18 protein-coding genes are annotated in these 24,132 nt (G+C 50.8%); 12 read left to right on the top strand and 6 right to left on the bottom strand.

Features of this window, described 5'->3' with window-relative positions; genetic code table 11:
• The first annotated feature begins 1,057 nt into the window (after positions 1-1,057).
• Positions 1,058-2,089, top strand: a complete 1,032-nt coding sequence (locus BM123_RS22235) for a hypothetical protein (RefSeq protein WP_090173079.1) — start codon at positions 1,058-1,060, stop codon at positions 2,087-2,089.
• A 551-nt stretch (positions 2,090-2,640) separates the two neighbouring features.
• Here the strand turns inward: BM123_RS22235 and BM123_RS22230 are convergent.
• The 4 genes from BM123_RS22230 to BM123_RS22215 form a co-directional block, all read right to left on the bottom strand.
• A complete protein-coding gene (locus BM123_RS22230; protein ID WP_139212054.1) occupies positions 2,641-4,971 on the bottom strand; it encodes an alpha/beta hydrolase family protein in 2,331 nt (776 codons plus the stop codon).
• A gap of 102 nt (positions 4,972-5,073) precedes the next feature.
• Positions 5,074-5,418 carry a hypothetical protein gene (locus tag BM123_RS22225; protein WP_090173075.1) on the bottom strand — a complete coding sequence of 115 codons (345 nt, stop codon included), beginning with the start codon at positions 5,416-5,418 and terminating at the stop codon, positions 5,074-5,076.
• A gap of 87 nt (positions 5,419-5,505) precedes the next feature.
• Positions 5,506-6,372, bottom strand: a complete 867-nt coding sequence (locus tag BM123_RS22220; RefSeq protein ID WP_090173073.1) for a M15 family metallopeptidase — start codon at positions 6,370-6,372, stop codon at positions 5,506-5,508.
• 261 nt (positions 6,373-6,633) lie between these two features.
• Positions 6,634-9,762 (bottom strand): sensor histidine kinase, encoded by a 3,129-nt coding sequence (locus BM123_RS22215; RefSeq protein ID WP_090173071.1) that lies wholly within the window; start codon positions 9,760-9,762, stop codon positions 6,634-6,636.
• A 304-nt stretch (positions 9,763-10,066) separates the two neighbouring features.
• On the opposite strand from BM123_RS22215, the gene BM123_RS22210 reads away from it, so the two are divergent.
• From BM123_RS22210 to BM123_RS22165, 10 genes are all read left to right on the top strand, one after another.
• The gene (locus BM123_RS22210; protein ID WP_090173069.1) at positions 10,067-10,843 is read left to right on the top strand and encodes a LytR/AlgR family response regulator transcription factor; all 777 of its coding nucleotides are present in this window, start codon (positions 10,067-10,069) and stop codon (positions 10,841-10,843) included.
• A gap of 330 nt (positions 10,844-11,173) precedes the next feature.
• Positions 11,174-12,196 carry an FAD:protein FMN transferase gene (locus BM123_RS22205; RefSeq protein ID WP_090173067.1) on the top strand — a complete coding sequence of 341 codons (1,023 nt, stop codon included), beginning with the start codon at positions 11,174-11,176 and terminating at the stop codon, positions 12,194-12,196.
• A gap of 25 nt (positions 12,197-12,221) precedes the next feature.
• Positions 12,222-13,118, top strand: coding sequence for a DMT family transporter (locus tag BM123_RS22200; RefSeq protein WP_090173065.1), 897 nt, complete (start codon positions 12,222-12,224; stop codon positions 13,116-13,118).
• Between the two features lie 29 nt (positions 13,119-13,147).
• Positions 13,148-14,596, top strand: coding sequence for a BamA/TamA family outer membrane protein (locus BM123_RS22195; protein ID WP_090173063.1), 1,449 nt, complete (start codon positions 13,148-13,150; stop codon positions 14,594-14,596).
• Between the two features lie 6 nt (positions 14,597-14,602).
• The gene (locus tag BM123_RS22190; protein WP_090173061.1) at positions 14,603-15,487 is read left to right on the top strand and encodes an NAD kinase; all 885 of its coding nucleotides are present in this window, start codon (positions 14,603-14,605) and stop codon (positions 15,485-15,487) included.
• 228 nt (positions 15,488-15,715) lie between these two features.
• Positions 15,716-16,423 (top strand): hypothetical protein, encoded by a 708-nt coding sequence (locus BM123_RS22185; RefSeq protein WP_090173059.1) that lies wholly within the window; start codon positions 15,716-15,718, stop codon positions 16,421-16,423.
• Between the two features lie 149 nt (positions 16,424-16,572).
• On the top strand, positions 16,573-17,886 hold the full coding sequence (locus tag BM123_RS22180; protein WP_090173057.1) for a hypothetical protein: 1,314 nt from the start codon (positions 16,573-16,575) through the stop codon (positions 17,884-17,886).
• A 293-nt stretch (positions 17,887-18,179) separates the two neighbouring features.
• Positions 18,180-18,731 (top strand): RNA polymerase sigma factor, encoded by a 552-nt coding sequence (locus BM123_RS22175; protein WP_090173054.1) that lies wholly within the window; start codon positions 18,180-18,182, stop codon positions 18,729-18,731.
• 9 nt (positions 18,732-18,740) lie between these two features.
• A complete protein-coding gene (locus tag BM123_RS22170) occupies positions 18,741-20,420 on the top strand; it encodes a hypothetical protein (protein ID WP_090173052.1) in 1,680 nt (559 codons plus the stop codon).
• Between the two features lie 7 nt (positions 20,421-20,427).
• Positions 20,428-21,042, top strand: a complete 615-nt coding sequence (locus tag BM123_RS22165; protein ID WP_090173050.1) for a hypothetical protein — start codon at positions 20,428-20,430, stop codon at positions 21,040-21,042.
• A gap of 68 nt (positions 21,043-21,110) precedes the next feature.
• On the opposite strand, the gene BM123_RS22160 is transcribed toward BM123_RS22165, so the two are convergent.
• Positions 21,111-21,719, bottom strand: coding sequence for an OmpH family outer membrane protein (locus BM123_RS22160; RefSeq protein WP_175489512.1), 609 nt, complete (start codon positions 21,717-21,719; stop codon positions 21,111-21,113).
• A gap of 93 nt (positions 21,720-21,812) precedes the next feature.
• On the opposite strand from BM123_RS22160, the gene BM123_RS22155 reads away from it, so the two are divergent.
• On the top strand, positions 21,813-22,721 hold the full coding sequence (locus tag BM123_RS22155) for an EamA family transporter (protein ID WP_090173046.1): 909 nt from the start codon (positions 21,813-21,815) through the stop codon (positions 22,719-22,721).
• A 281-nt stretch (positions 22,722-23,002) separates the two neighbouring features.
• On the opposite strand, the gene nspC is transcribed toward BM123_RS22155, so the two are convergent.
• Positions 23,003-24,118, bottom strand: a complete 1,116-nt coding sequence (gene nspC / locus BM123_RS22150) for a carboxynorspermidine decarboxylase (RefSeq protein ID WP_090173044.1) — start codon at positions 24,116-24,118, stop codon at positions 23,003-23,005.
• Positions 24,119-24,132: the final 14 nt, after the last annotated feature.

Below are 24,132 nucleotides of genomic sequence, written 5' to 3'. Positions count from 1 at the left end.
GCCCACTGCTTGGTCATATTCTGTATAGTTTGGCGACTTACAAAATACGACTGACAGCCTTTATATCGAAGAAATCATAATTTTAGACACGCTCTTAGATGTTTACATAATTAAATACAATGTTTTTACTCAGGATACTCATCGCTCTTTCATTTTGTTCAGCCACTATGTGGGCCCAGAAGCCTTTAATTAGGATAGTAACCGAAGTCGAAGGAGAGTACCTGGGAGAAGGTATAGATCTGGCAAGCTATCGTGAAAAACTTAATGCTTTTCATATAAGCGATGCCACCTACTATACTTTGGATAGCGCAAACATTTATGTTAGCTACAGCCTGGGTGATACAACTACAATCTATCGTACCGGATTGTCTGGTTCAATGATGTTTGACGCTGATAGAAATGAGTGGAAGAATATGGGGAGTTTAGTTCGTAGGGTTAATGCCCCTGTCCGAAATGCTCAGAAAGTTAAGTGAAAAAAAACGGGTAACAAGAAAAAAATATTGGGTAGGACTTGCGTCGAGCTAGTGCGAAAGAGCCCTAAGCGAAAAGGTTTGGAGGCAACGTATCAGGAGGTGTGGTATCGATGGGTCTGTCAGGATAAAGAGCTCATTGCAATTGCTGACGAAATTACTCTATATGAACATGTATTCATGGATAAAGGGGTAGTCATGGAAGAAAAAGAAGAAGAATATCAGGATGATGTTTTGGTTAATATGAGGACTACTAAAACGATTGTCTTAATGACCTTATAAGTGCGTAAGCATCCGGGCAACCCCATTTCGCCCACTCCCATACAGCACCATACCTTTGTCCCAAACAAAGCTGCCACCATGCGCCATCCTCCCAGCCGTCCTGCTCTTCCTTGCCGAGCAGTTGCTAAGCGTACTAACCGTTGCTGATTTTTGTGAGGATAATGATCTGAAAGTAATGCTCGCCTTCAAAAAAGGAAGTTCCACCTTGGCCGTCTATGAGTGAGATAGACCTAATAGGTTATTTTGAACGGGCTATTGAAGCTGAAGTAAAAATGTAACGGGCTCAACTTAGTACCATAATCCATATGAACAACCTATCCAATTATCGATTCACCTTTCGCAAAGTATTTGCTTCAATATGCGCAATTGTCTTTCCCTTTTTTCTATTCGCTCAAATAGCTAACTACCCCCACTACCAAAAAGCGATCCACCAAGCCGAAATCCAGCTTGTTCGCGGCGATAAGACAAAAGCCCTATCTCTTTATCGGGATATTCTTTCTACCTCAAAAGGGAACTTTGTCAAGGATGTCTATAATGCGCTTCTTCTTGCAGTAGAGCTAGAGGATGCAAATGCTTTCTTTGGCCATCTTGATCTGTTGTTACCGAAAGGACTCCCAAATGAGTACCTAATGGAAGTGGAAAAATTCTCTGCGTACCGCAGTGACCCACGTTGGAGTGATTTCATGGAAAGAAACCGGATGGATAACGGTATCGATCAGCCTATGCGCGACACCATGAAACAGATACAGCGACTGGATCAATTGTATCGAAAGAAAAAAGGTTCGTACCGGGTATACGGGGATACGATTGCTGCGATTGATAGCATGCATGTGGATTATTTACTTGGTCTGTTAGAAGCGGGCCGCTTCCCTGGGGAGGATGAGATCGGAGTGGTAAACCTAAGAGGAAAACAGTACTACGATATTGCACTTCTCCACTACACCCAGTCGGTAGGCGTCAACCCAAGTCGGCCAAAAATCACTCCCTTTTTACTTAATTTAGTATTCGAAGGAAAGATCCTACCCAATAAATGTGCGGCTTGGTTAGAGTCACAAAATGATGGTTTTGAGGCAGGAAGCAGGTCTACGTATTCCTTTATCGTAGAGGGGAAAAAGACTGATTTTTATTTTGATAAATTTTCAGGCCGAAAGTTGATCCTTCTAAACCAATACCGGAAATTACTTCACTTAGAATCATTGGAAGAATACCGGGAAAAAGTGAAATACGTACTCTTGAACCCCGATTCTCCTTTTGTATTTGACGTAAGATTTAATACTCTTGAATCGAGTAAAGAGCTGTTCGAAAGATTAAGTTCTTACATGGAGAAGGTGGAATAGTCTCTGAAATATTTACCGTTTGACCAATCCATTCTCTTCCCCCAAGAGAAACAACGCCAGAGCTTTGTCCCAAACAAAGTCACCTTATGCGCCATATCCCGGATGCCATCCGGGATTTCTTTGCCGATCAGCTGCGAAGCGGATAGAGTATTGCCAATTTCTGTGAGGATAATGATCTGAAAGTGGCTACCTTCTATTCCTGGAAAAGAGAATAGGGTAAAGCCGAGACCAGGGAAGCAGCAGGCTTTCACCAGTTAAAGGTAAAGTGAGAGCTGGCCGGAGAAGTCTCCGGACCCGCCGTAAAACTCGAACACACAACCCTTCATAAAATGTTGTAGTATAGGCCCGGAGGGCCGCCTCTCATAGCGAGGGGTGAGTGCCGGTCCGCAGGACCAAACGTCGCCCCTCGTTTTCGTTGGTGAACGTCGCCCTTACATTTTCGTTAGCGACCGCAACCCCTCGTTTTCGTTAGTCAACGTACGCCCCTCCTCATGTTGCTTGGTGGGCAATCTCCCCTTACGGTAGTCCTACCAGACTACAAAACTACCAGACTACCTCGCCATCCACCCCTCCATCTCCCACAACATATGCAAAATGGATTCTTCCGCCGCGTACCCATGATCCTCATGCGGGAGCATACAAAGCCGCGCCGTTTTACCGAGGGAATTCAGCGCCGCAAACATCCGCTTACTCTGGATCGGATAGGTGCCGGAGTTGGCGTCTTCTTCGCCGTGAATGAGCAGTAGCGGCGCGTCGATCTTGTCGGCGTGCACGAAGGGGGAGAGCTTAATGTAGGTCTCAGGAACGGACCAGAACGAGCGCTCCTCGGCCTGGAAGCCGAAGGGCGTCAGCGTCCGGTTGTAAGCCCCGGAGCGGGCGATACCGCCCGCAAACAGGTCGGTGTGCGCCAGTAAGTGAGCCGTCATGAAGGCACCGTAACTGTGGCCACCGACGTAGATTCGTTTAGGGTCAGCTACGCCCATGCTCACGAGCTTCTCTACGGCGGCGCGGGCGTTCATCTGCACCTGCTCGATGAAAGTTTCGTTGGGCTCCTCGTCGCCTTCGCCGACGATGGGCATGGCGAAGTCATCAAAAATGGCCATCCCCGCCGCCAGAAAGGGTAGGGGAGACAGCGGCGAGATCTGCGTAAACTGGTGCGGGCTGGTGGTGACCTGCCCCGCCTTGTCGGCGTTCTTAAACTCCTGCGGGTAGGCCCACATCAAAACGGGAAGGGGCTCGCTTTTACCCGCCACAAAATCGGCGGGGGTGTGTAAGTCGCCCAGGAGTTTTACGCCGTCTTCCCTTTGGTAGTGGACTTTCTCCAGGTTGGCATCGCGCAGCTGTGGGTAGGGATGCTCAAAGTCCGTAAGCTGGATCTCTTCACCCGATAACAGGTTGCGTAAAAAATAATTGGGCCGTTCGGTCAGCTGTTCACGCGCCATGATGAACCAGTCGGGGTGTTCATCCAGGAAGAAGAAGGATCGCTCGTAATGCGGGGGAGCAGACTGCCACCGACGGCTTGTTTGCCCGCTTTCCAAATCGTAAAAGTCGATAAAAGGACGGCTGCCTTCGGGGTGGTGGCCATTGCCCGTCAGAACTAATTTCTTTCCTTCCTCACGGGTGAGCAGCACGACGTGATCATTACGCAGCGTAATGGTGGCGAAGTCTCCGGGGTCGCTGTAGTTGTCTTCCCAGTTGTGATCGAAGAGGACGACGGGCTCGCGCTCGGGCTCATCGGGCCACCAGCGGCGGGTTACCTGCCGCCGTTGCTGCCAGCTCCAGTCATACACCAGGGCCAGGTCGCCCCGGCACCAGCGGATGGCGCCGAAGCGAAGGGGGAGCTTAACACTCGGCACCGGGGTGCCGGTAAAAGGGGCCTCCAGGTAAAACAGCTGATCCCGGAATTCGGCTTCGTTGGCGGCATCGCCGCCGTCCCGGGCTTCCGTCCAGTAGACCTGAGCGGGGTGGTCGCTGCGCCAGGTAAAGCGGCGGCGTTCGGTAATGACGGAGCCGAAGGCTGGCGGCAGTTGCTCCTGGGCGGGCCGTTCTTCAAGCACGATAAGGGAGTTACCCTGAGCGTCGAGTACCTCGACGCGATCAGCAAACTTCTCGTAGGGCACGTTGAAACTGAAAGGCTCATCAACGTAGGTCGCCAGAAAGTACTCCCGGCTGGGGGAAGCGGACAGGCCACTTAATATGCCAGCCCTGCCCCATGGTTCTTCTTTCTTCGTGTTGAGGTCAATCCGCCAAAGTTGCCCGCTGGCGTAATAGCGGAAGAGGTCAACGTCATACTTATTCTTGAGCAGGTTGGTGTAGGTACGGCTCACCCCTTCCATGCCGGAGGTGTCTTGTACGTTGGGGCCAAGCGTCGGGGCATCGTCTTTTGGTGGTTCAGCCCCCGCGATGCGGCGTTTTACGAGGATGCCCTCATTGCCCAAAAAGTCAAAGGGGGTGCCGCCGAGAGAGTTGTTGATGTCAGCTGCGCCCAATGGATAACATTCAAGGGTTTCCGCCAGGCAAGTCCAAAGTTGTAATCCGGTAGGTGTCAGGAGGCAGAAGGCGATCCGCTTGCCGTCCGGAGACCAGTTGAAGAACCGGAAACGGCTGCCTTCAGGCAGGCCCCGGAAGGGGCGTTCTTCATTGTTGTCTAATCTGCGGAGTCGCGGATTTCGGTATCCCTGCGGCCCGTAGGGCATCCAGAGTTTAGGGTTGATTTGCCGACCCGCCAGCTTAAGCTTAGGCTGCCGCAAATCTTCAATGCCGGGATAGCTGGGGCGGTCAGCCAGCAGAATAACGTTGCGGTCGGACCCGAACAGCATCAGAGGGTCTGGCTTCAGGTTGACGAGGTTGGCAATAGCCGGTGTTGGTGTTTGATAGAGCAAGTCTCAGTACGGTAGCAAAGTTGAAAAGGGAGGCTAAAGTAAGCTTATCATTACTTACCATGGCTTTATCTGAAGATGTTTATTTACCAGGCTTGCTGTTTACTATTCATCATAGTCCGGATCAACGGTATCAATAACGATGTTACTGAAGCTGTACTCCGCGTATTTTTCAAGATGCTTAAATTCTAGTCGCTCCGGCCAGAGGCTGTCATCGGGAATCCATTCTTCCAGTAAGGTTTCCAGCACGGCCTGGAAGTTATCCTCCAGCCAATCGTCTGCTTCTTCGATGTCATCAAAATCAGGCAGGAGGTAAACGCTACTCAGGTCGGAAGGGTCATCCGGGTCAACGTCTTCAGCGATGGCGGGTGTTTCACTAATCGCCCAGTTCAATAAAGCGGTGCTGGGTGAAACGATGAGGGCAACCCGGTTAATATCGTAGAGTTCCATAGTGCAGTGGTGATTTGATAAGATAACAAGTTGTAACAGGGGAAAGGTTCGCCAGGCGGCAGAAAGCGGAGTTGAAAAGCCGGATAATCAGTGGGCTTTTTTCGGGCTTCGGCATTCGGGGTTAATCCCCAGCACATAATTATCGATAACCCTGATCGCAGAAGCAGCTTCTGCGCCGGCGAAGCCGGTAATGTTTTCGTCCTGAAGTTGGGTGGCGGCATAGTCCGTTAGTTGAGTGGCCAGAGGAAGGTAGCTCCAGTGCCAGCGCTCTTCTTCGTAGCCGTTGGGGCGCTCGTCTCCTTTGGCGGTGTATGGCTGGCAAAAACCGAAGGCGGCAGCGTTGGCTTGCAGCCAGTCGTAGATCTTTTTGCCTTCACCCTGCTTGAAGTATCCATTGGTCAGCGCGTTCAGGTCAATGTCTGTGCCCCAGTGATGCCGGCTGGTGCCAGGCATAGAGGAATAGCGGAGGATGGCCCGTGCCCGGTCAGCCGGATCGGGGAAAGCGAGGTTGGCTTTTTCCTTGCCTTCGAGCAGTCGCTGGCCGTTCCATTTAGCTTCCCAGATTTGTTTTTGTCGGGCGAAGTTCCGGGTAGCGGAGACCATGATGAGTTGGACGCCATCCCTGGCGGCAGCAGCGTGCATTTTCTCGAAAGCGGCATAAGTATCCTGGTGCAATACGTAAGGATCGCCGTCGGTATATTTGGGAGCAACGGGCACAAAGTCCGGGTGAACCAGCGGATCGAACTTTCCGGTCAGGAAAGTATAGCTGGGAATGGTGGGAGGGGCATTCGTATCTATCGCAACGGCTTTTGGGGCCGCAGCCGCAGGTGCCGTGTCGGGTATGGGCGCAGCGGCAGCTACCACCTCCGGGCCTGTTTCGGTAGCGGCGGGCCCGGACTCGTTGCCACAGGAAAAAAGTAATAAGAGCAGGGCGAAAGAGAGGAGTTGTTTCATAAGAAGACAAAGGTAATCAGGGAGAAGGCTCCTTGCTCTATTAACCTCCTTTGCACCCGCGCGCCGTCGCAAGCTCGGAAAGCGCGGACGCTCGAAGGTCCTTGCTCTATTAACCTCCTTTGCACCTGCGCGCCGTCGCAAGCTTGGAGAGCGCGGACGCTCGAAGGTCCTTCCAGGACGCTTCGAGGACCGCTTAGCTCAGTTAAAAGGACCTAAAGGCGTCCCAGCGCAAAAGCCTAGCTTAACTTAAATTACACTGCACTAGAAGCGTACCGTTACCACCGTGCCCGTATGCTCCCGTTCGGGAAATTGATCACGCATCGTTATGCGCAATTCTATGTCGTCATATTCTGATAGCAGAATCCTGCGATCTTCCATGATCTGGGTGGAGCGGGAAATATGATCCCGCCTTCGGGGAGTCGCCGCAGCAATTTTTCTGCCTACTCCATCATCACTGATTGTGCATTTAATGGCTTCATCATCATCCTCTAATTCGAAATGAATATGCAAAAAACCTTTCTTGTCTCTTGGGGACAAGCCGTGATTGATCGCATTTTCCACCAGCGGTTGTAGTAGCAGAGAGGGGATTTCGTCCATGTCGGGGTCGATGTCTTCATTTACTTCTATGCGATAATCAAACTTGTCGGGGAATCGGAGTTGCTCCAGGCTAAGGTAGCGTTCCAGCATGTCCACCTCATCGGCTACACTGGTAAATCTTTTTCGGGAGGCTTCCAAAAACAGGCGCATTAATTGGCTGAAGTCGGTCAGGTAGTCGCCAGCTTTTTTACTATGCTGTGCTTCCTGGCTGGAGATATACTCCCGAATGGCGTTCATGGCATTAGAAATGAAATGCGGGTTGAGCTGCTGCCGAAGAGCCCTTAATTCCAGACTCTGGACTCTGCGTTCTGCCTGGTGTTCTTTTTCCAGCCGGGCTAATCGATTCCCGTGCCAGGTCAGCAAAATACCCGCCAGGCTAAGGACCATCAGAAAATGCACCCATCTTTTTTGATACCATGGCTTCAAAACGGTAACGGGCACCTCCCGGATGATCTCCGTTTGCCGGCCAATGCCATCAATGGCCCGGACCTGAAAAGTATAAGAACCCGCCGGTAGTTGGGTGTACCTGACAAAATTGGTTGTGGTCGCCGAGCGCCAGTCCCGGTCAAACCCAACCAGTCTGGTCTGGTACTTTCTAGCTTCTGCATTCTGATAGTCGGGCAAAGTGAAGTCAAAAGCAAAATAAGAAACATTGGGGCGGATGGTAATCTCTTCCTTGTGCCGGGGGGTAAGCGGGATGGATTTTTCAACACCGGTTAATTCATCCATTAGCCGGTATCTGAGAAGTAATGGCTCAAGGGGGCTTTTTGTCGATAATAAATCGTCCGTTTTAAAAGAACAAAACCCATTAATGCCACCAGCATACCACCTTTGGTCAGTTTCGTTAAAAAAAAGGGAGGGCGTATTGAACTCGTTACTGGGTAAACCCTGATTAGTAGTGTAGGTGTGGCTGGTTTCCGGGCCATGAAAATACAGGCCGTTGAAAGTGGTAATGAGTAAGTAATTATCCGGCTGAGTCACTTGAATGGCTGCGACAAAGCTGCTGGGAAGAGACAAGAAACCATCGGTTTTCTGAACGAAAGGACCGTCTACAGCGATCCCGCCCACATGCTCGAACTGTTTCTGATCTGGAAAGAAACGCTGCAGTCCGTTTTTAAAGGTTCCAAGTAAAAGGTCTCCTGATTTTCGAATAACTATGTCTGAAATAGAAGTCGCCTGGCCACTGGGGAAGGTGAAGTGTTCCAGCTTTTCGTCCAGTAAGTTAAACCGGTAAAGCCCCCGGGTGGAAGCAATCCAAATGCAGGAGCGGGCACTGTCTGCTTTGGCGCTTTTGGTATATCCGGCTATATAATGTTCCGGCCCCGCCGGCAGAACAAGGGCGAAAGAATCCCGGGCCGGATAAAAATAGTAAAGCTGCCCCTTTTGGTCAGTTTTGCTGTCTTGGGTAATCAGCATCAGTTCGTTCTCCGACCGGCCTTTCATAATCCATCGGACTACCTGATTGACCTCAGGAAGTGTCCATTGCCGCCAACTATCAGTTTTTGGGCGGTAACGGTACACGTGGCCGGTGTCTACATCGCCTCGATAGCAGCTCATGCCATAAATATCCCCTTGATGATTAATCAGGTTGGTGCCACAACCAAATTGTTTGACGACCTGCCCCTGATCGTTTTGCATCAGGAGGGTGTCCAGAGAATAGTCCTTAATGTTTACCCGGAACCACCATGGTTTACTGGAATCTTTATTGGCATACACGTTGCCGTCGTTGTCAGCGGTGAAGCCCCTCATAACGTGTCCAAAAGTGCCGGAGGGCATATCTTCAGCCGCCAGGAAGTTGTAAAAAGGGGATTTCTGCGGCTGGGGGAATTGGAGCGTGTACAATCCTCCGTGAGTCGCCGCTCGGATTTCCTGCCGGAAGTCATGACCGTCAACGTGGATTACTCTTTTTTCTTCTTCCAGTAGGCCCTCCAGAGATACGGTGTCCTGACCGAGGTAGGCGATCATGTCCGTCATCGTCAACATATAAGGTTGCAGGTGTGCCACTATGATATGGCCCAGATCATCCTCATATACTTTATTGACGGGGTCGCCATTTGGTAGGGGAGGTACGGGGCGGAAGATATCTTGTCCCCGGTTTTTCGTGAAGGCGTTTTGCTCCGTTCCCACCCAGATTTTGCCACTTTTTTCCTGGAAAATAAATTCGATGGGGCTATCGGAGGGGGGAGGATGAATAATCAACTGCCCATTAAAAAATTCTTCGAGGTCGTTCTGGTCAGCGCGATAAAGTAAATATCCGGAAACAGAAGCATTAATCAACCTGTCTCCATTCCTCAGTTCCCGTTTAAGTGTGTGAGCAGCTACGGCTTTTCCATCCTTTGCGGAATAGCGATATATCGTTGCCCCCTGGCCAAAGTATGGGGGGAACCCGGAGCGATGGCAAATGCCCGCAAATAAGCCTACCCCCAAACCAGCAAGCCGTTTGCCGCTTGCCGTTCGATGAACGGGGTCAAATATCTCCAGTGAGTCCCGGTAGCCGGGAACTATGGAAAGCAGCAGACTGTCCTGATCGTTCTTTAATGATCCGCTGAACTTTTGGGGAAAATGATTGAAGGCACTAATTTGATAGCCATCAAATCGGCATAAGCCAGCTTCAGTACCTAGCCAAAGCAAATGATGCCGGTCATGGGTCGAGGCATAAGTACTTCGGTGGGGAAGACCATCTTCCAGGCCCAGCTGTCGGATGGTAAACGGCGGGCTGAAATCCGCCGCATTCGTTGAGACAGGCCAGAGAATGAAGAAGTAGAAAAACCATTGTAAGTACTGAAATTTCATGAAGTACTCAAAATAACTGGTAAAGGCTGTGGGTGTATTCTTTAGTAGCTTTATGGTAAAGGTGCTGTTTTATCCTTGAAAAACAGCGAGCTATCCTTATTTTTATAGCTGCTAAACCTAGTGTGTTCCCTTTATTGAGCTACGGGCATGACGGTTTTTAGGTGCCAGCTCGCAAGAGCTCTGTAGCACAGCTCTGGGTTTTGCTTCGCAGCTGCCTCCGGCGGTTAACCCAGATAAGGCCCCGAAAACCCGTCGCGATTTAACTCCAATAGACAGAACACCTTATTGCTAAACCCTAAGTACTATGAACACAACATCCACACCAAACACAATTACTGCAATTCTGATCGATGACGAACCCGCTGCTCTGGCAGATTTGCGCCAACAGATTAAAGGGCTTAAGCTGGCGGTAGACATCCTGGGGGAAGCCATGAATATACGAGAGGGGTTACAAAAAATTGAAACGCTTCGGCCGGACCTTATTTTTCTGGATATTGGTATGCCTGGCGGTAGTGGATTTGAGTTGCTGCGACAGCTAAACCCCAAGAACCGGCCAGAGGTCATTTTTGTGACCTGTGAAGAAAGACATGCCATGAAAGCTATCCGGGTGTCCGCTTTGTTCTACATTCTCAAACCCGTGGAAGAGCATGAACTGCAACGGGCGGTCTCTTTGGCTCGTGAGCGGATTCGGCTAAAAAGCTCTGACCAGCGACTGGAGGCTCTACTATCCAACCTTGAACAAAGCAACCCCGAAAACAAAAGAGTTGGTATCCCCTCAGAGAGAGGGTTGGAATACGTGGATACGAACACCATCGTATACTGCGAAGGCGAAAAGGGATATACCTACATCTACCTGGAAGATGGAAGTAACCGACTCTCCTCCTACAGCATCGGAGAATACCGGAAAATGCTGGAACCTTATGGCTTTTTTGCGATTCATCGCTCGTCTTTGGTGAATCGTAAACATGTGGTAAGGAATGAACGATCCGGGCGAATGGTGTTAAGCAATCAGGTCGAACTGGTGGTGAGCCGGCGTAGAAGAGAAGATGTCCTGAGGTGGTTGTCAGCTGGCAGAAAGTAGTGTTTAGTTGGCTTTTTTTGATGTGTTTGCTGCTCTTCCTACCGCTTGTCCAATCATCTCTACCGTTTATGGAATGAAATGACGCATTAAACCCGGAGAGAATATCTTTGAGACTCACACACTAAAACACACCCGTATTCCCTCTTTCTTTTTCCCCATTTTTCTGTCTGGTGTAGTAAGCCTTATTTATTTCACTAATAACTCTATGAACAACACGTTGTACTAGAAATACACCACGATAGCCAATTCGAATTTTTTCGCCCCTTCCGTCGGAAGGGGCGTTTTGGTTGATACGAGGCTTCACTTGCGTTTTCTCGCTAAATTTGCGCTATGCGAATTTTACCCTTGCTGCTCCTCGGTCTTGTCCTTTGCACCTGCGACCGCGCCTCTGTATCATCTGCTGTTGCCGGTCAGGCAGAACAACCGCTCCATATTCTGGAAGGCGCGGCTATGGGAACGTATTATCGGGTAACCTATTTGGGCGATACAATTCCTGCACTGAAAAACAGCCTGGACAGCCTCCTGGATGCGTATAATCAGGAACTGTCTGCCTGGGTGCCTGGAAGTAAAATCAATGCCTTCAACGAAAGCGAAAGCGGTATCAGCCTGGCCGGTACGGAACATTTTATTCCCAATCTTACCCTGGCCCGGGCGATCAGCGAAAAAACCGGTGGTGCTTATGACCCCACCGTTGGCCCGTTGGTGAAGTATTGGGGGTTCGGTACGGCGGAAAAACGGACGGACGCTGATGGTGATCCGGCCGAAATTGCCCGCCTGCTTAAACTGGTAGGCATCGAAAAATTACAACTTGACGGGGAGTTTTTACGTAAACCTCCGGGGGTAGAACTCAACCTTAATGCCAGCGCAAAGGGCTATGGTGTCGATCTGCTGTCCCAACTGCTAAGCCAGCGGGGGCGTCCGGATCATCTGATTGATATTGGTGGAGAAATGCGTGGCGGCGGCCAAAAAAACGGACGGCCCTGGAACGTTGCTATTCGATTGCCGGATGAAAACCGGGCCAAAGTGGCCAGTGCCGGTACGCTGCCACTAAGCGGCGGGCGAGCCATCGCCACCTCCGGAAATTATCTCGATTATTATAAGGTGGAGGGCAAGACCCTTAGCCACACCATCGATCCCCGAACGGGGAAAGTCGAACGAAACCGCCTGCTGAGCGCCAGTGTTCTGGCACCTGATTGTGCTACGGCTGATGCCTACGCCACGGCTTGTTTAGTGCTGGGCCCCGAAGAAGCGTTAGAGCTGATCAATACGCAGCCGGAATTAGAAGGTTACTTCATCATTTTGAACCAAAATGATGAGCTGGAAACGGTAACGACTGATGGCTTAAAAGAATAACCGCCTAAGGGTTTACCTTCGCTCCATGCGCCAAAACTCCTCCCCGACGACCATTGATTTTATGATATTGGTCCTTCTGAGTCTCATCTGGGGGACCAGCTATATTCTCATAAAAAAAGGCCTGGAGGTGTTCTCCCCCGCACAGGTGGCTACTCTCCGCTTAGGAATTTCAGCCCTTGCCCTGGCTCCTTTTGCTTTTCGGCATCTGAAGAAGATAAGCCGCAAAGATGTGCCTTTGCTGATGCTGATCGGGATTACGGGTACGGGCCTCCCGTCTTTTTTATTCCCATTTGCACAAACAGAACTGAGCAGCAGCCTTACCGGCATGCTGAGCGGTCTCACACCGCTTTGTACTTTCCTGATCGCCTGGTTGTTCTTTAAAAGCAGGGACGCCGGTAAACGGCAGTTGACAGGGGTGGTTCTTGGGCTTGTTGGAGCCGGTTTATTGGCCTGGGCCGCTCCGGGGCAGGCAGGGCAAACCACCCAGTTCGCCTACGCCGGGTTTATCCTCCTGGCTTGTTTTTGTTACGCTACGAGTTCAAATCTGGTAGCGGCCTATTTTAAGGAAATGCCCTCACTGACCATTACGGTCACCAGCTTTTTTCTGGTAGGGGTTCCGGCATTAATCTGGGCGCTCACCGCAGGTGCCGTGTTGGAGACAGCGGCAATGGAAGTGGATGGAAAAGGATGGTGGGCCCTTACTTACGTAGCGGCCCTTGCCTTGTTCAGTACCGTTTTGGCCAGTATTATCTTTTTCAAGATGGTGCAGCGTACGGGGGCAATTTTCAGCTCAATGGTAAGTTACATTATCCCCCTGGTGGCTTTAAGCTGGGGATTGCTGGATGGGGAAGGGATAGGGCTGTGGCAAATCCCGGCAATTGTCCTCGTCCTTACGGGTGTCTTTCTCAGTCGGGGCAAGTAATTGACTTATTATGCCGTTATTGAGCGATTATGAAGTGCTTCGTATTACTATCTCTTCTTCTGGTTTTTTGTGGCAGCCTGCAAGCTGAAGCAGAGCTTCGGGGTAGTGAAGCCCATCAAAGTGAGGAAATACCCTTAACGGATACGGTCACTATTGTTGATATATTTCTAAGGGGACATAAGCGTACCCGCAGCAAGGTTATTTTTCGGGAAATGACCTTCGGTAAGGGGAGCCGTATTGCGAAGGACAAGCTAGCGGAAGAAATTGAGCTTACCTACAGCGCACTGATGAATACCGGCCTGTTCGTAAGCGTGGATATAAGCCATTCGGATACCCTGCTGGGGCCCGGGAAAGAAACCGTTACTATTGACATTCGGGAAACCTGGTATATCTATCCGGTTCCCGTATTCAGCCTGGCTGACCGTAACTTTAATGTTTGGTGGAGAGATCAGGGCCGCTCCCTGGACCGGGTTAACATCGGAGGGAAACTTTCTTATTACAACTTTACGGGAAGACGAGACCGGTTCAAATTAGGTTTTACCACCGGCTATACCCGTGAATATGAAGCGGGCTATCGCCTGCCTTATTTAAACAAGGCGGGCAGTCTGGGGGCAGAAATCAATTACGAGTTCCTGCGCCGGCGGGAACAGAATTTCGCTACTTCCGAAAATCAACAACTGTTCTATAACAACCCCGATGAATTCGTTTACCGGCAGACCAAAGCAGACCTGTCTTTTACCTATCGCCGTCGGCTCTATGTCTCTCATAAAATCGATCTTGGGTATCGGGATGCTACCATTGCGGACACGATCGCGAATGTGCTGAATCCGGATTTTTTTGGTGGTGGCCGAAACAGCCAATCTTTCTTTCGTATCGGTTATCGATTTATTAATGACCGGCGGGACGTGAGGAACTACCCCTGGAAAGGAACCTTCCTGCAGGCCTCTCTGGAAAAGGACGGATTAGGAATAACCGGAGAGCGTAGTGGCTTGACTGTAGGAGTCACTTACCGGAAATTTTGGCCGCTAAATGATAAATACAGCATTAATACGGGGGTTGCCGGTAAGCTAAGCCTGATAAGAAGTAAACAACCATTTCTTGAAAACCGGGCCATCGGGTTTGGGAATAACGGAGTCGTCGGTTACCAGTTTTATGTAGTAGATGGGTTGGATATGGCCATCTGGCGCTTCGGGATCCGGAGAGAATTATTTAAAACAAACCTGGATTTAGGCAAACTTGTTTTCATCCCTGCCTTCCGCTATATCCCCGTTCGGGTATTATTAGCCTTTCAGTTTAACCAGGGTATCAGTAACTCTCCCTTTGTGGATGAAAGTAATGAGCTTAACAACACTTTACTGACCGGGGCCAGCCTTGGCCTGGACGTTGTCTTGTTCTACGATATGGTTGGCAGCCTTCAGTATAACCGTAACCACTTGGGAGAAGGCGGTGTTTTCTTAGCTTTGAGTCTCAATTTCTAATTGCTTATGCAGGTCGTTATTTATAGTCAATTACTCAAGGAGAAGGATATTCCGCACGTGCAAACCTTGTTTGACTTGCTGGCTGAAGAAAACTTTTCGACCTATGTGTACGGCCCTTATCTGGAAGAAATACGGCCTCATATCAATTTCTCGCGTGACGTAGGTGTTTTTGAAAGCTACCTTGATTTTAAAATCAAGCGGTTTGATATGGTGATCACCCTTGGCGGTGATGGCACAATCTTAAAGGCCGCTACGCTGGTTAAAGATTCGGGTATTCCTATTCTGGGAATTAACCTGGGGCGCCTCGGCTTTTTGGCCAGGGTGGAAAAGACCAATATGTCTCAAGCCCTGAAATTATTGTCTCGGGGGCGCTTCGAAACCGAGGAAAGAGGAATGCTCTACGTAGAGAGTAATTTGCCGATATTCGGAGATACTCCCTTCGCCTTAAATGATTTTACCTTACTCAAGCGGGATACCTCCTCAATGATTACCATTCATACCTATATAAATGGTGCTTACCTTACCAGTTACTGGGCAGACGGGCTCATTGTCGCTACCCCTACGGGCTCCACGGGCTACAGCCTTAGCTGTGGTGGACCGATCGTTTTTCCCGGCTCCGGAAATTTTGTGATTACGCCGGTAGCCCCGCATAATCTTAATGTTCGACCCATTGTTATTTCCGATGATTCGGTAATAAGTTTTGAAATTGAAGGCCGGGCCGAAAACTTTTTAGCTACCCTGGATAGTAGGTTTGAAACCATTACTTCAGTCCATAATCTGGCCGTTCGAAAAAATGAGTACGGCCTCAATTTGGTTAAGCTCAGTAACATTAATTTTATGGACACTTTGAGAGGCAAGCTCGCCTGGGGAACCGATAAAAGAAACCATTAGGCAGAAAAACTGTTGCTAAAAACGAAACATTATTAAAGGGCTAACGTATTTTTTGGTATAAGTAATTTACGTTCTAGTACTTATTCTCCATATATTTGTACTTTATTAGGAGTTTACACCTTGGGCTTACAACAATTTTTAACCAGACACGAAACAAACTTTAAACACTGGAAAGCAGAATTTATACGCTGATTTTCAGTACTATTTTTTTTCACTCAAAACAGATTAATGGCTAATTTAAAGAAAGAGGTGATGAGCCTCATCAGTCGCTTTGACGCGGCGCAAGAAGCTTTTACCGCTAATTCTACCGACGTTAAGAAACTTGCGAAAAAGCATAAAAAAGAATTGAAAAGTGCTAAAAAAGAAGCTAAAGATGCGCTCGTGGAAGTAGAAGCGCTCAAAGCTGAAGTAGCAATATTAAAAATTCAATTAGCAGAGGCGAAAGGTGCTCCGGCCAAAAAAACAACTGCACGTCGTGGACGTCCTGCCAAGAAGTCTACAACCTCTACTGCAAAGAAAGGTCCGGGTCGCCCAAAGAAGGCAACCACTGCGACAACGACAACGACAGCTAAGAGAGGTCCTGGTCGCCCGAAGAAGACGGCTGATGCACCCGTAGCTAAGAAAGGTCCTGGTCGTCCGAAGAAGACTACTACTGCATCCACGGCTAAGAAAAGCACCGCTGCCGGAGCAAAGAAAGGCCCGGGTCGTCCACGTACGAAGCCTGCCACGCCAAAGAGCCCGCTGGAAGCCATCAATGGCGTAGGACCGGCAATGGCCAAGCATTTTGAAGCAGCGGGTGTTAAGACCCCCGCAGCAATGGCTAAGCTTTCCAACGTGAAAATGGCCGCTATTCTGGAGAAGTGCGGTCCCCGCTACCGGAACGCTGATGCTGCTAAAATGGACGCTTACCGCAAAGCTGCCACCGCTGCCAAATAAATAAATCTTAAAACCGTTACTAAGGTTCGAGAGCCACGTCTTCCTCCAGGAAGGCGTGGTTCCTTGTTTTTCATGGCAACTTGTATTCATGACCCAGGTCCAGCCATTCCTCTCATCAAAAAAATACTATCTAACAAAACCAACCATACATGCGTATTTTTTCTAGAATCACCTTATTAATTACGGCAGCTTTTGTCGTCTTTTTATCTTCTGGCTGTGATCCGGATACACCTGGTCTGCCCGGAGGCGTAACCCTTCCCCCCATCGTTAGCCTGAACAGCGGGGCTGGCCTGGTTAGCTTTAACCAGGAGCTTCCCCTTGGAACTCCTTCTTTCATTGTCAGCGTTAGCGGGCAGGACGGAGACGCTTTGCTACGTGACCTGGTTATTCAGGAAGCAGGCGTGAACATTCCCTTCAGCCAGTTGAACTTCCGTACGGGGCAAACGGCTAATAATCCTCTCGCGATTCCTACAGTGGATCAGGAAGGGTTTACCTATGAAATCGAAATAACTCCCTCTAACGTGGTTGCCGGGCCGGTGGAATTTACTTTCCGCCTCACGGACGTCGACAACGAAACTGCTTCCACTTCCGTCACCGTTACCTACACTTCCAGCCCACCGGTTATTGATCTTCTGGTCGAAGATGGATTTGTTAGCGGAGACGCTACGGTGACCAATTTCGGTACGAGCTTTGACGTAAAAGTAAACGTTGATAACACCGAGGATTCACTGGCTACCCTGACGATTCTGGAAGACGGTGTTGTTATGGACGCTGCTCAACTGACCTATTTTGCTCCGGCGTTTGCGGCGGCTAATCCGCTTAACTTCATTCCCGAAGAGGCTCTTGGCGGAACCTTCTCCATCACTATCGACCCCGACGTTGATATGATGACAACCCGGACCTACACTTTCCAGGTGGCCGACGTCAATGGCATTACGGCAGAGCGCTCCGTAGTGATCACCTTTGACCCGCCAGCAGGTACGGCATTAGGCCTGGATACTACCGGCGTATTCTTCAATGCCAGTGGTGGTATGAACGGAGGGCTGGATCTGGACAACGGCATGGCCGTTGGCTTCAACAGTGCCGCTGCAGAAGTGCAGGACGAAGGCATCAACCTGAATCTTACCGGTGAAAACTGGCGGACGCAAATCAGCTCCGTTAACGACGCTGTCGTTAAAGTAGCTGACCTGAGCGTTCTTGGCGAGAGTGTTTCTTTCGATGATATTTCCACAGCGGAAGAGATTGCCTCCGTATTTGACGGTGGTGCTGACCTGACCGGTGATGACAACTTCCCGGATGCTGACGGTGACCAAAGCGCTAACGAAGAAGTTTCTCTGCCCATTCAGGAAGGCGATGTTTTTGTCATCCGTCGGGGAGATCGTTCCTACCTGTTGCGTATTGATGCTGTAAACTTCGTTGCCAGTAGTAATAACGACAGTTACACCGTGTCTATCAAGTGGTAAGTAATTCTGTTTACCCCAAAACCTAAATAAGGTTTTATGGCGGTCAGCAACCAGTATTCAGGCAGTAAAACGCCCGATGCCGGATGCTGACCGCTTTTTTTTACTCTGCTCTTTTAAATTTTACTTTGCACCAGCGTTTGCGGCCCCTGCTGAGCTTGCCGAAGCACCCACAAAACCGTCTTTGTCGTTAACAAGCCTTAAATCTTGCCACCAAGCAGCATTCGGGCAAAAAAAATCGTTTATCTTACGGTTATTCCCGGTTTCTGGCCGGAATCACCTCATTCACCTTCATCATGGACCATTCACTAAGTCTACATCAAAACGAAGAGCAATTCGTTGCCGCGCTGGTTCGCGGTAATCGGGAAGCGCAACGACTACTGTACGAAGAGTACTACGGTCCTTTGATGTCCGTCTGTCAACGATATGCTGGCACGGAAGATGAAGCGATGGATTTGCTTCATGAGAGCTTTATTAAGATTTTTAAAAAAATTGGTCGTTACGAATCCGGAACAGCGCTGCTGGCCTGGATGCGTCGCATCACCGTCAACACGGCCATCGATCAATACCGGCGTAATGTGCGTCGCCGGACCGAAGATATTGACAAAGCCTATCACGTCAGTAGCGATGCCCCCGATGTTTTTGCCAGTTTTGGTGCCCGGGAGATATTGTCTGCTGTTCAGAAACTACCTCCTACTTACCGGACGATCTTTAACCTCTACGTTGTGGAAGGTTACAGCCACCGGGAAATCGGAGAGCAATTACAAATAACCGAAAGTACAAGCCGCTCCAACCTGGTGAAAGCCCGGGGCAAACTCCAAAAAGCCCTGACCACCCCCGGCCGCTAGTATTGAACTATGAACCAGCAAAACCAAGACTTTGATGACCTGATCCGGAAACGGCTCGGGGAAAGCGTCCCGCCGGAAAAGCCGGTGGATGGTTGGGAGCGTCTGTCTGAGAAGATGGATGCTGACACTGACATTCAGCTAAGAGCCGCTCTTAGTGGCCTCAGCATTGGTCAACATGCTACGGGTTGGGAGCATTTAGAACAAAAACTCGATCCGCTGGCTATCGCTGATAAGCAATTAGCGGATAAACTGACGGGACTTGAGCCGGCAGCCCCTGCGGGAAGCTGGGAGAAGCTCTCCGCAAGAATTGATGACGAAGTCGGTCAGGAAGTAGACGCCGTGCTCGTCTCCCAACTTAGCCGTGAACTGGCGGGAGCACCGTCCGGGTGGGCCGCTCTCGCTGCCCGTTTGGAGCTCATCGGCCAGCGGAGAAGTATGGTGGCAGCCTGGAAAATTACCGAAGTTTCCCTGTTGTTGAGTTTACTGTTACTCTTCGTTCGCTTCGGCCCCGAAAGAGTATTGCCAGCACCCGTATTGGCGGAAGAGTATGTGAGTTTCCCCATAGCTGACGTGCAAGTCGAAGAGACGAAAGCTACCCCGGAGGTGGCGGTTAGCACTGCTGTAACAGCAATCAACGATATTGCCCGCACGGGAACCCCTGATGGGAAGACGCGCCAGACCAGGCCTCGTACCGGCCTTGCTGCGCGCCGTACTCCCGCCCTGGTATTGCCCATGCCCGCCGCTTTCGCCGGTGAAGAAGAACAGACCTCTGCCCCAGTTGCTGTGTCACAAGACAATGAGCAGTCAGCTAAGGTAGATCCCGTTGCTTCGGTTGAAGGGCTGGACATTCGCCCGCTCTCCAGAAGCTTAAGCTTACCGAGCCCGGCGGTACAACTGCCCAGAGTCGATCACTCGGAGCCCGTGCGTTATTACGCCAACGTCTACTCTTCTCCGTTTGACTTTAACCAGGTGGTTACACCCGCAAACGCAGTTAGAGAAATTGACATCAGTGGAGATGATCGCATCACCCGCGGAATGTCCTTTGGTTTATTGATGGACATCAGCCAGGGGAAAAACGGCCTGCAAATCGGTGCCATCTTTGGTCGTCGGTCTTACATCCCTACCGCCCTGAAGTGGTATCTGGAAGAGTCTTATCCCCTGATCGAACCCGTGAAGGGATATAGCCGCTTTATCTACGAAACGATCAGCTTCCCACTCAGCTACCAGCGAACCTTCACGGAAAGTGATAAGTGGCGTTTTTCCGGCAGGGTAGGGATGAACATGACGGTCATTGCCCGCTCTTCGTTCTCCATTCCTACGGAAGATCAGGAATTGCTGATCGATGCCTTTAACGGTCGGGCAGACCTTCCCGGACCGCCTCCGGCAGTTGCCGGAGAAGAGGCCAGTGGCGGGCGCTCCGTGACGACTTCCGGTTCCAGTTCCCGCAAACTGGTCAACCCTGATCCGGGATGGTTGGAGGGAGGCTCCATGTTAGCCAACTCCAGTTTCTATCTGGGCGGCGGCTTGCAAGTTGAGCGTTTGATTACGCCAAGGTGGAGTATCTATGTTTCTCCCTCCTTTGGTCGCGTTATCTACCTACGCGAAAAACAGGGCATCGGGCCCTACAACGATCGTATTCACACCGGAAGCATCCGGTTTGGTGGCCGTTATCTGCTAAGTAGAAAATAACGAACTAATGGGTTTTCGCGCTTTTGGTTTCCTTCTGATTGCTTTGGTCGGTCTGACGGCCTGTGGTGGTGAACCGGAGGGTGTTAATATGGATCGGCGCTACCTGATGGGGGAGGACCTGAACGAACAACTGGCCTCCCTTCGGGCAGCAATAAACGGGGATGTTCTGGAAGCCCATCAGTGGGTCCAGGGCGATAAGGATGTCTATACGCTCCTGAGCCGTGAAGTAGATACTAAAACGCAGTTTAGTGGATTGTACCTCCGTCATTATCGGGTAGGGGAACAGTCTCCGGAGTTATTATGGACGTACCAGGATTCTGTATCCTGTGGTACTTCAGCAGGCGCAGCGGGGGGCGCAACCGCAGGTGCAGGGGTGGTTATCTCGCATTCCTCGCCGGAGCTCCGCCCGGCCAGCATAACGAATATCAACGCCCAACAGTTTTTACTGCGCTACGAGATTAGTTGCCAGGGGGAATCAGAAAAGTCTATGGTCGTCATTGATGCTGCCTCCGGCACCCCGGACGTGCGCCTGAGTGGGGATGCTGAAGGGCTCAACGATGCTTCCGCACTGGTAGGACTACCAGAGGACACCATCCAGCGTTTGCTGGCTTACTGGGAGTGATTTAGTAATGATAGTATGGTAGTAGAGTTACTATCATACTATCACTACTGTCAAACTATCCTGCTAATTTACTGTACCGAGTCTTTCTCCATAGTAACGGATGCCGAAGCGTTGAGTCGTTCCAGTACAACATCCGTGATGTCATAGGAATCGTTAGCGACGAGGACCGCAGAGCCTCCTCCTTCGTTGAGGATGTAATCGTATCCTTTCTCCTCCTGAATATCTTCCAGGATTTCCTTCACCCGTTCACCGAATTGAGCCTGTAGTTTCACCTGGTCGTCCTGAATGCTGGCCAGCGCAATGTCGCGCTGCTGCATAATCTCCTGCTCCTTACGGCCGATACGCTGTTGTTCGGACTGGATCTGGTTGGGCGTCATGAGTCCTTGCTGCACCTTGTTCTGGAGTCGTTGTACTTCCTTCTGAAGGGAGGATACCCGTCCCTGATGGTTTTCCTGTGCTTTGAGGAAGTTAGCTTCCAGGCGAGTTAGCTCGGTGGCGAGCTCGGTGTATCCGGTCTGGAGGCTATCCAGGCGGACAAAAACGATGCTTGGACCTTTCATTGCACCTGCGTCCGCGCCTGCTGCTCCGGCGGTGGTCCCCCCGGCCTCTTGCTGTTGGCACCCCAGAAAAAGGGCGAAAACGGAAACTAAGAGGAGGCTCGTGAGTATTCTGCTCATAAATGGCATAGTAGTAGATTTTGCGCAAAGATAGACTTGTTCGCTGACTACCTTCGCCTAACTAAAAATTGAGTTCCTTCAAATACCCATCTTATGACCAAAGAACAATGGCTCATCATCGGAGCTTTCGCCTGTACCTATTTTATTTGGGGATCAACTTACCTGGCGAATTACTGGGCCATTGATACCATTCCTGTTTTCGGGATGGGGGCGATGCGTTTTCTGGTCGCCGGAGTTATTCTCTACGCGATGTCCTTTTTCATCGGCCCCGCTGGCCGGCCAAGCCTTAAGCAATGGGCAAACGCATCTTTTATTGGCTTGCTGTTTTTGTCCATTGGGGTCGGGGCCGTAGTGTGGGCTCAACAATGGGTGCCTACGAGCACGACAGCACTCATTATTTCCTTCGAGCCACTGATCGTCATGCTCATGATGTGGGGGCTGTTTTCTAACCGGCCGCCCATGATGGCTTTCGTAGGCGCTGGGGTAAGCATCTTCGGTATGTACCTCCTGATCGACCAACCCGCTACACTTAGCGGAGAGGGGAGCGTAAAGGGACTGCTGGCTATTCTGCTGGCCATGTCTTGTTGGGGAGTGGGCATGATTTTAAGCCCGAAACTTGACATGGGCAAAAACAAGTTTCGTAGTAATGCGATGCAAATGCTGACCGGCGGCGGCGTTTTGCTTCTGTTCAGTTTTATGATCAGAGAATGGGCGGGTTGGTCTCCGGATCAGGTCACCCCCAAATCTTTTTATGCCTGGTTGTATCTGGTGGTCTTTGGGGCTATTCTGGGCTTTTCCGCTTTCAATTTTTTATTGTCGAAGGTGAGTGCCGAGAAGGTTTCTACGAATACTTACGTGAATCCTATCGTTGCTGTTCTGCTTGGTGGATTACTGAATAATGAAATCGTTACGGGACGGACGATGATCGCCGGGGCGATATTACTGGCGGGGGTTTGGTTTATTAATTCTACGAAGAAGTCAGGGAGTCAGGAAGTTACATAGTCAAGGAGTCAAATCGTCAAGAAGTCAGACAGTCAAAGAGTAGCTGCGCAGTATGCTGGCAGGCTGCTTCGCAGCGAGGGGTTTTGCACGCAGAGAACGCAGAAAACAGGAGAGGGTAGGAGAGCGCGTGCTGCTGCGCAGATAGGTGTTAATCCCGGATTCCTGGTCGCTTCGGGGGTGTTTCTGCCTCCTCCGGTCTGCTTCCCCCAGCCGCAAAGCGGCGTGCCTGCCCTGTGCGGCAGCTACTATTTGACTCCTTGACTATCTGACTCCTTGACTCGTCACCCCATCCGCCTTTCATAATCCGCAAAGGAGAAGGCCCGTTCGTGGATGATTTCTCCGTGATCGTCTACGAGCCGGATGTCGGGGTGTGGGACGCCGTTGAACATGGTTGATTTCACGGTAGTATAGTGCGCCATATCCTCAAAAACGAGGGTGTCTCCAACGCGAATGGGTTGATGGAAGTAGTAAGTGTCGAGGTAGTCACCGGCCAGGCAGCTCATCCCGCCCAGGCGATATTCGTAGGGGAAGTCGGGGTCTGCTGTCGTTTTGGCCTGTCGTACTTCCGGGCGGTAGGGCATTTCCAGCGTGTCTGGCATATGGCAGGTGAAACTTACGTCGAGCATGAGGGTGCGGCGGCCGTAGTTTTCGACGATGTCGAGCACGGAGGTCGTAAGTGTGCCCGCCCCCCAGAGGTGGGCGCTGCCGGGCTCGAGGATGACCTCCAGGTGGGGGTAGCGTTCGCGTAAAGACCGCAGGGTTTTGATGAGGGCGGCTACATCGTAGCCGGGCTTCGTCATCAGGTGCCCACCACCGAGGTTGAGCCACTCGACCTGTTCGAGGTAGTGCCCGAACTGCGCCCGGACCCGTTCGATCAGCGTCGCGGTATTTTCCGCTGAAGACTCGCAGAGTGTATGGACGTGCAGGCCCTTTAAGCCCTTTGGAGGCTTGGTGGGAAGGTTGGGCAAAGTCTCTCCCAGCCGGCCATGTGGGTTAGCGGGGTTGTAGAGTTCCGTCTCCACCGGGCTGTACTCCGGGTTAACGCGCAGACCAACGCTGGTGCCCGTTTCTTCCCAGCTGCTGCGGTACCGCTCCAACTCCGTAAGGGAGTTAAAGGTGAGGTGCCCCGCAAGGGCCGCTACCTCCGCAAACTCCCGCGGTCGGTATACTGGTGCGTACACGTGAGGCGCTTTGCCAAAGTGCCGTTGGATGAGCCGGGCCTCGTTAAGACTACTGGCCGTAGCCCCCGTCAGGTACTCCGCGAAAATGGGAAAAGCCGGCCAGTAAGCAAAGGCTTTCAAGGCCAGAATGATGCGTACATCGGCTGCCGCGGCAACGTCGGCAACTAACTCCAGATTCTTCCGGAGCAAGTCTTCATGAAGGGTAAAGTGAGCCATAATGCGAAGGTAAT

Origin of the sequence: Neolewinella agarilytica (genome assembly GCF_900110645.1) — a bacterium.
GTDB lineage: Bacteria > Bacteroidota > Bacteroidia > Chitinophagales > Saprospiraceae > Neolewinella > Neolewinella agarilytica.
Note: the sequence above shows the minus strand (reverse complement) of the source record. Positions and strands in the feature narration are given on the sequence as shown.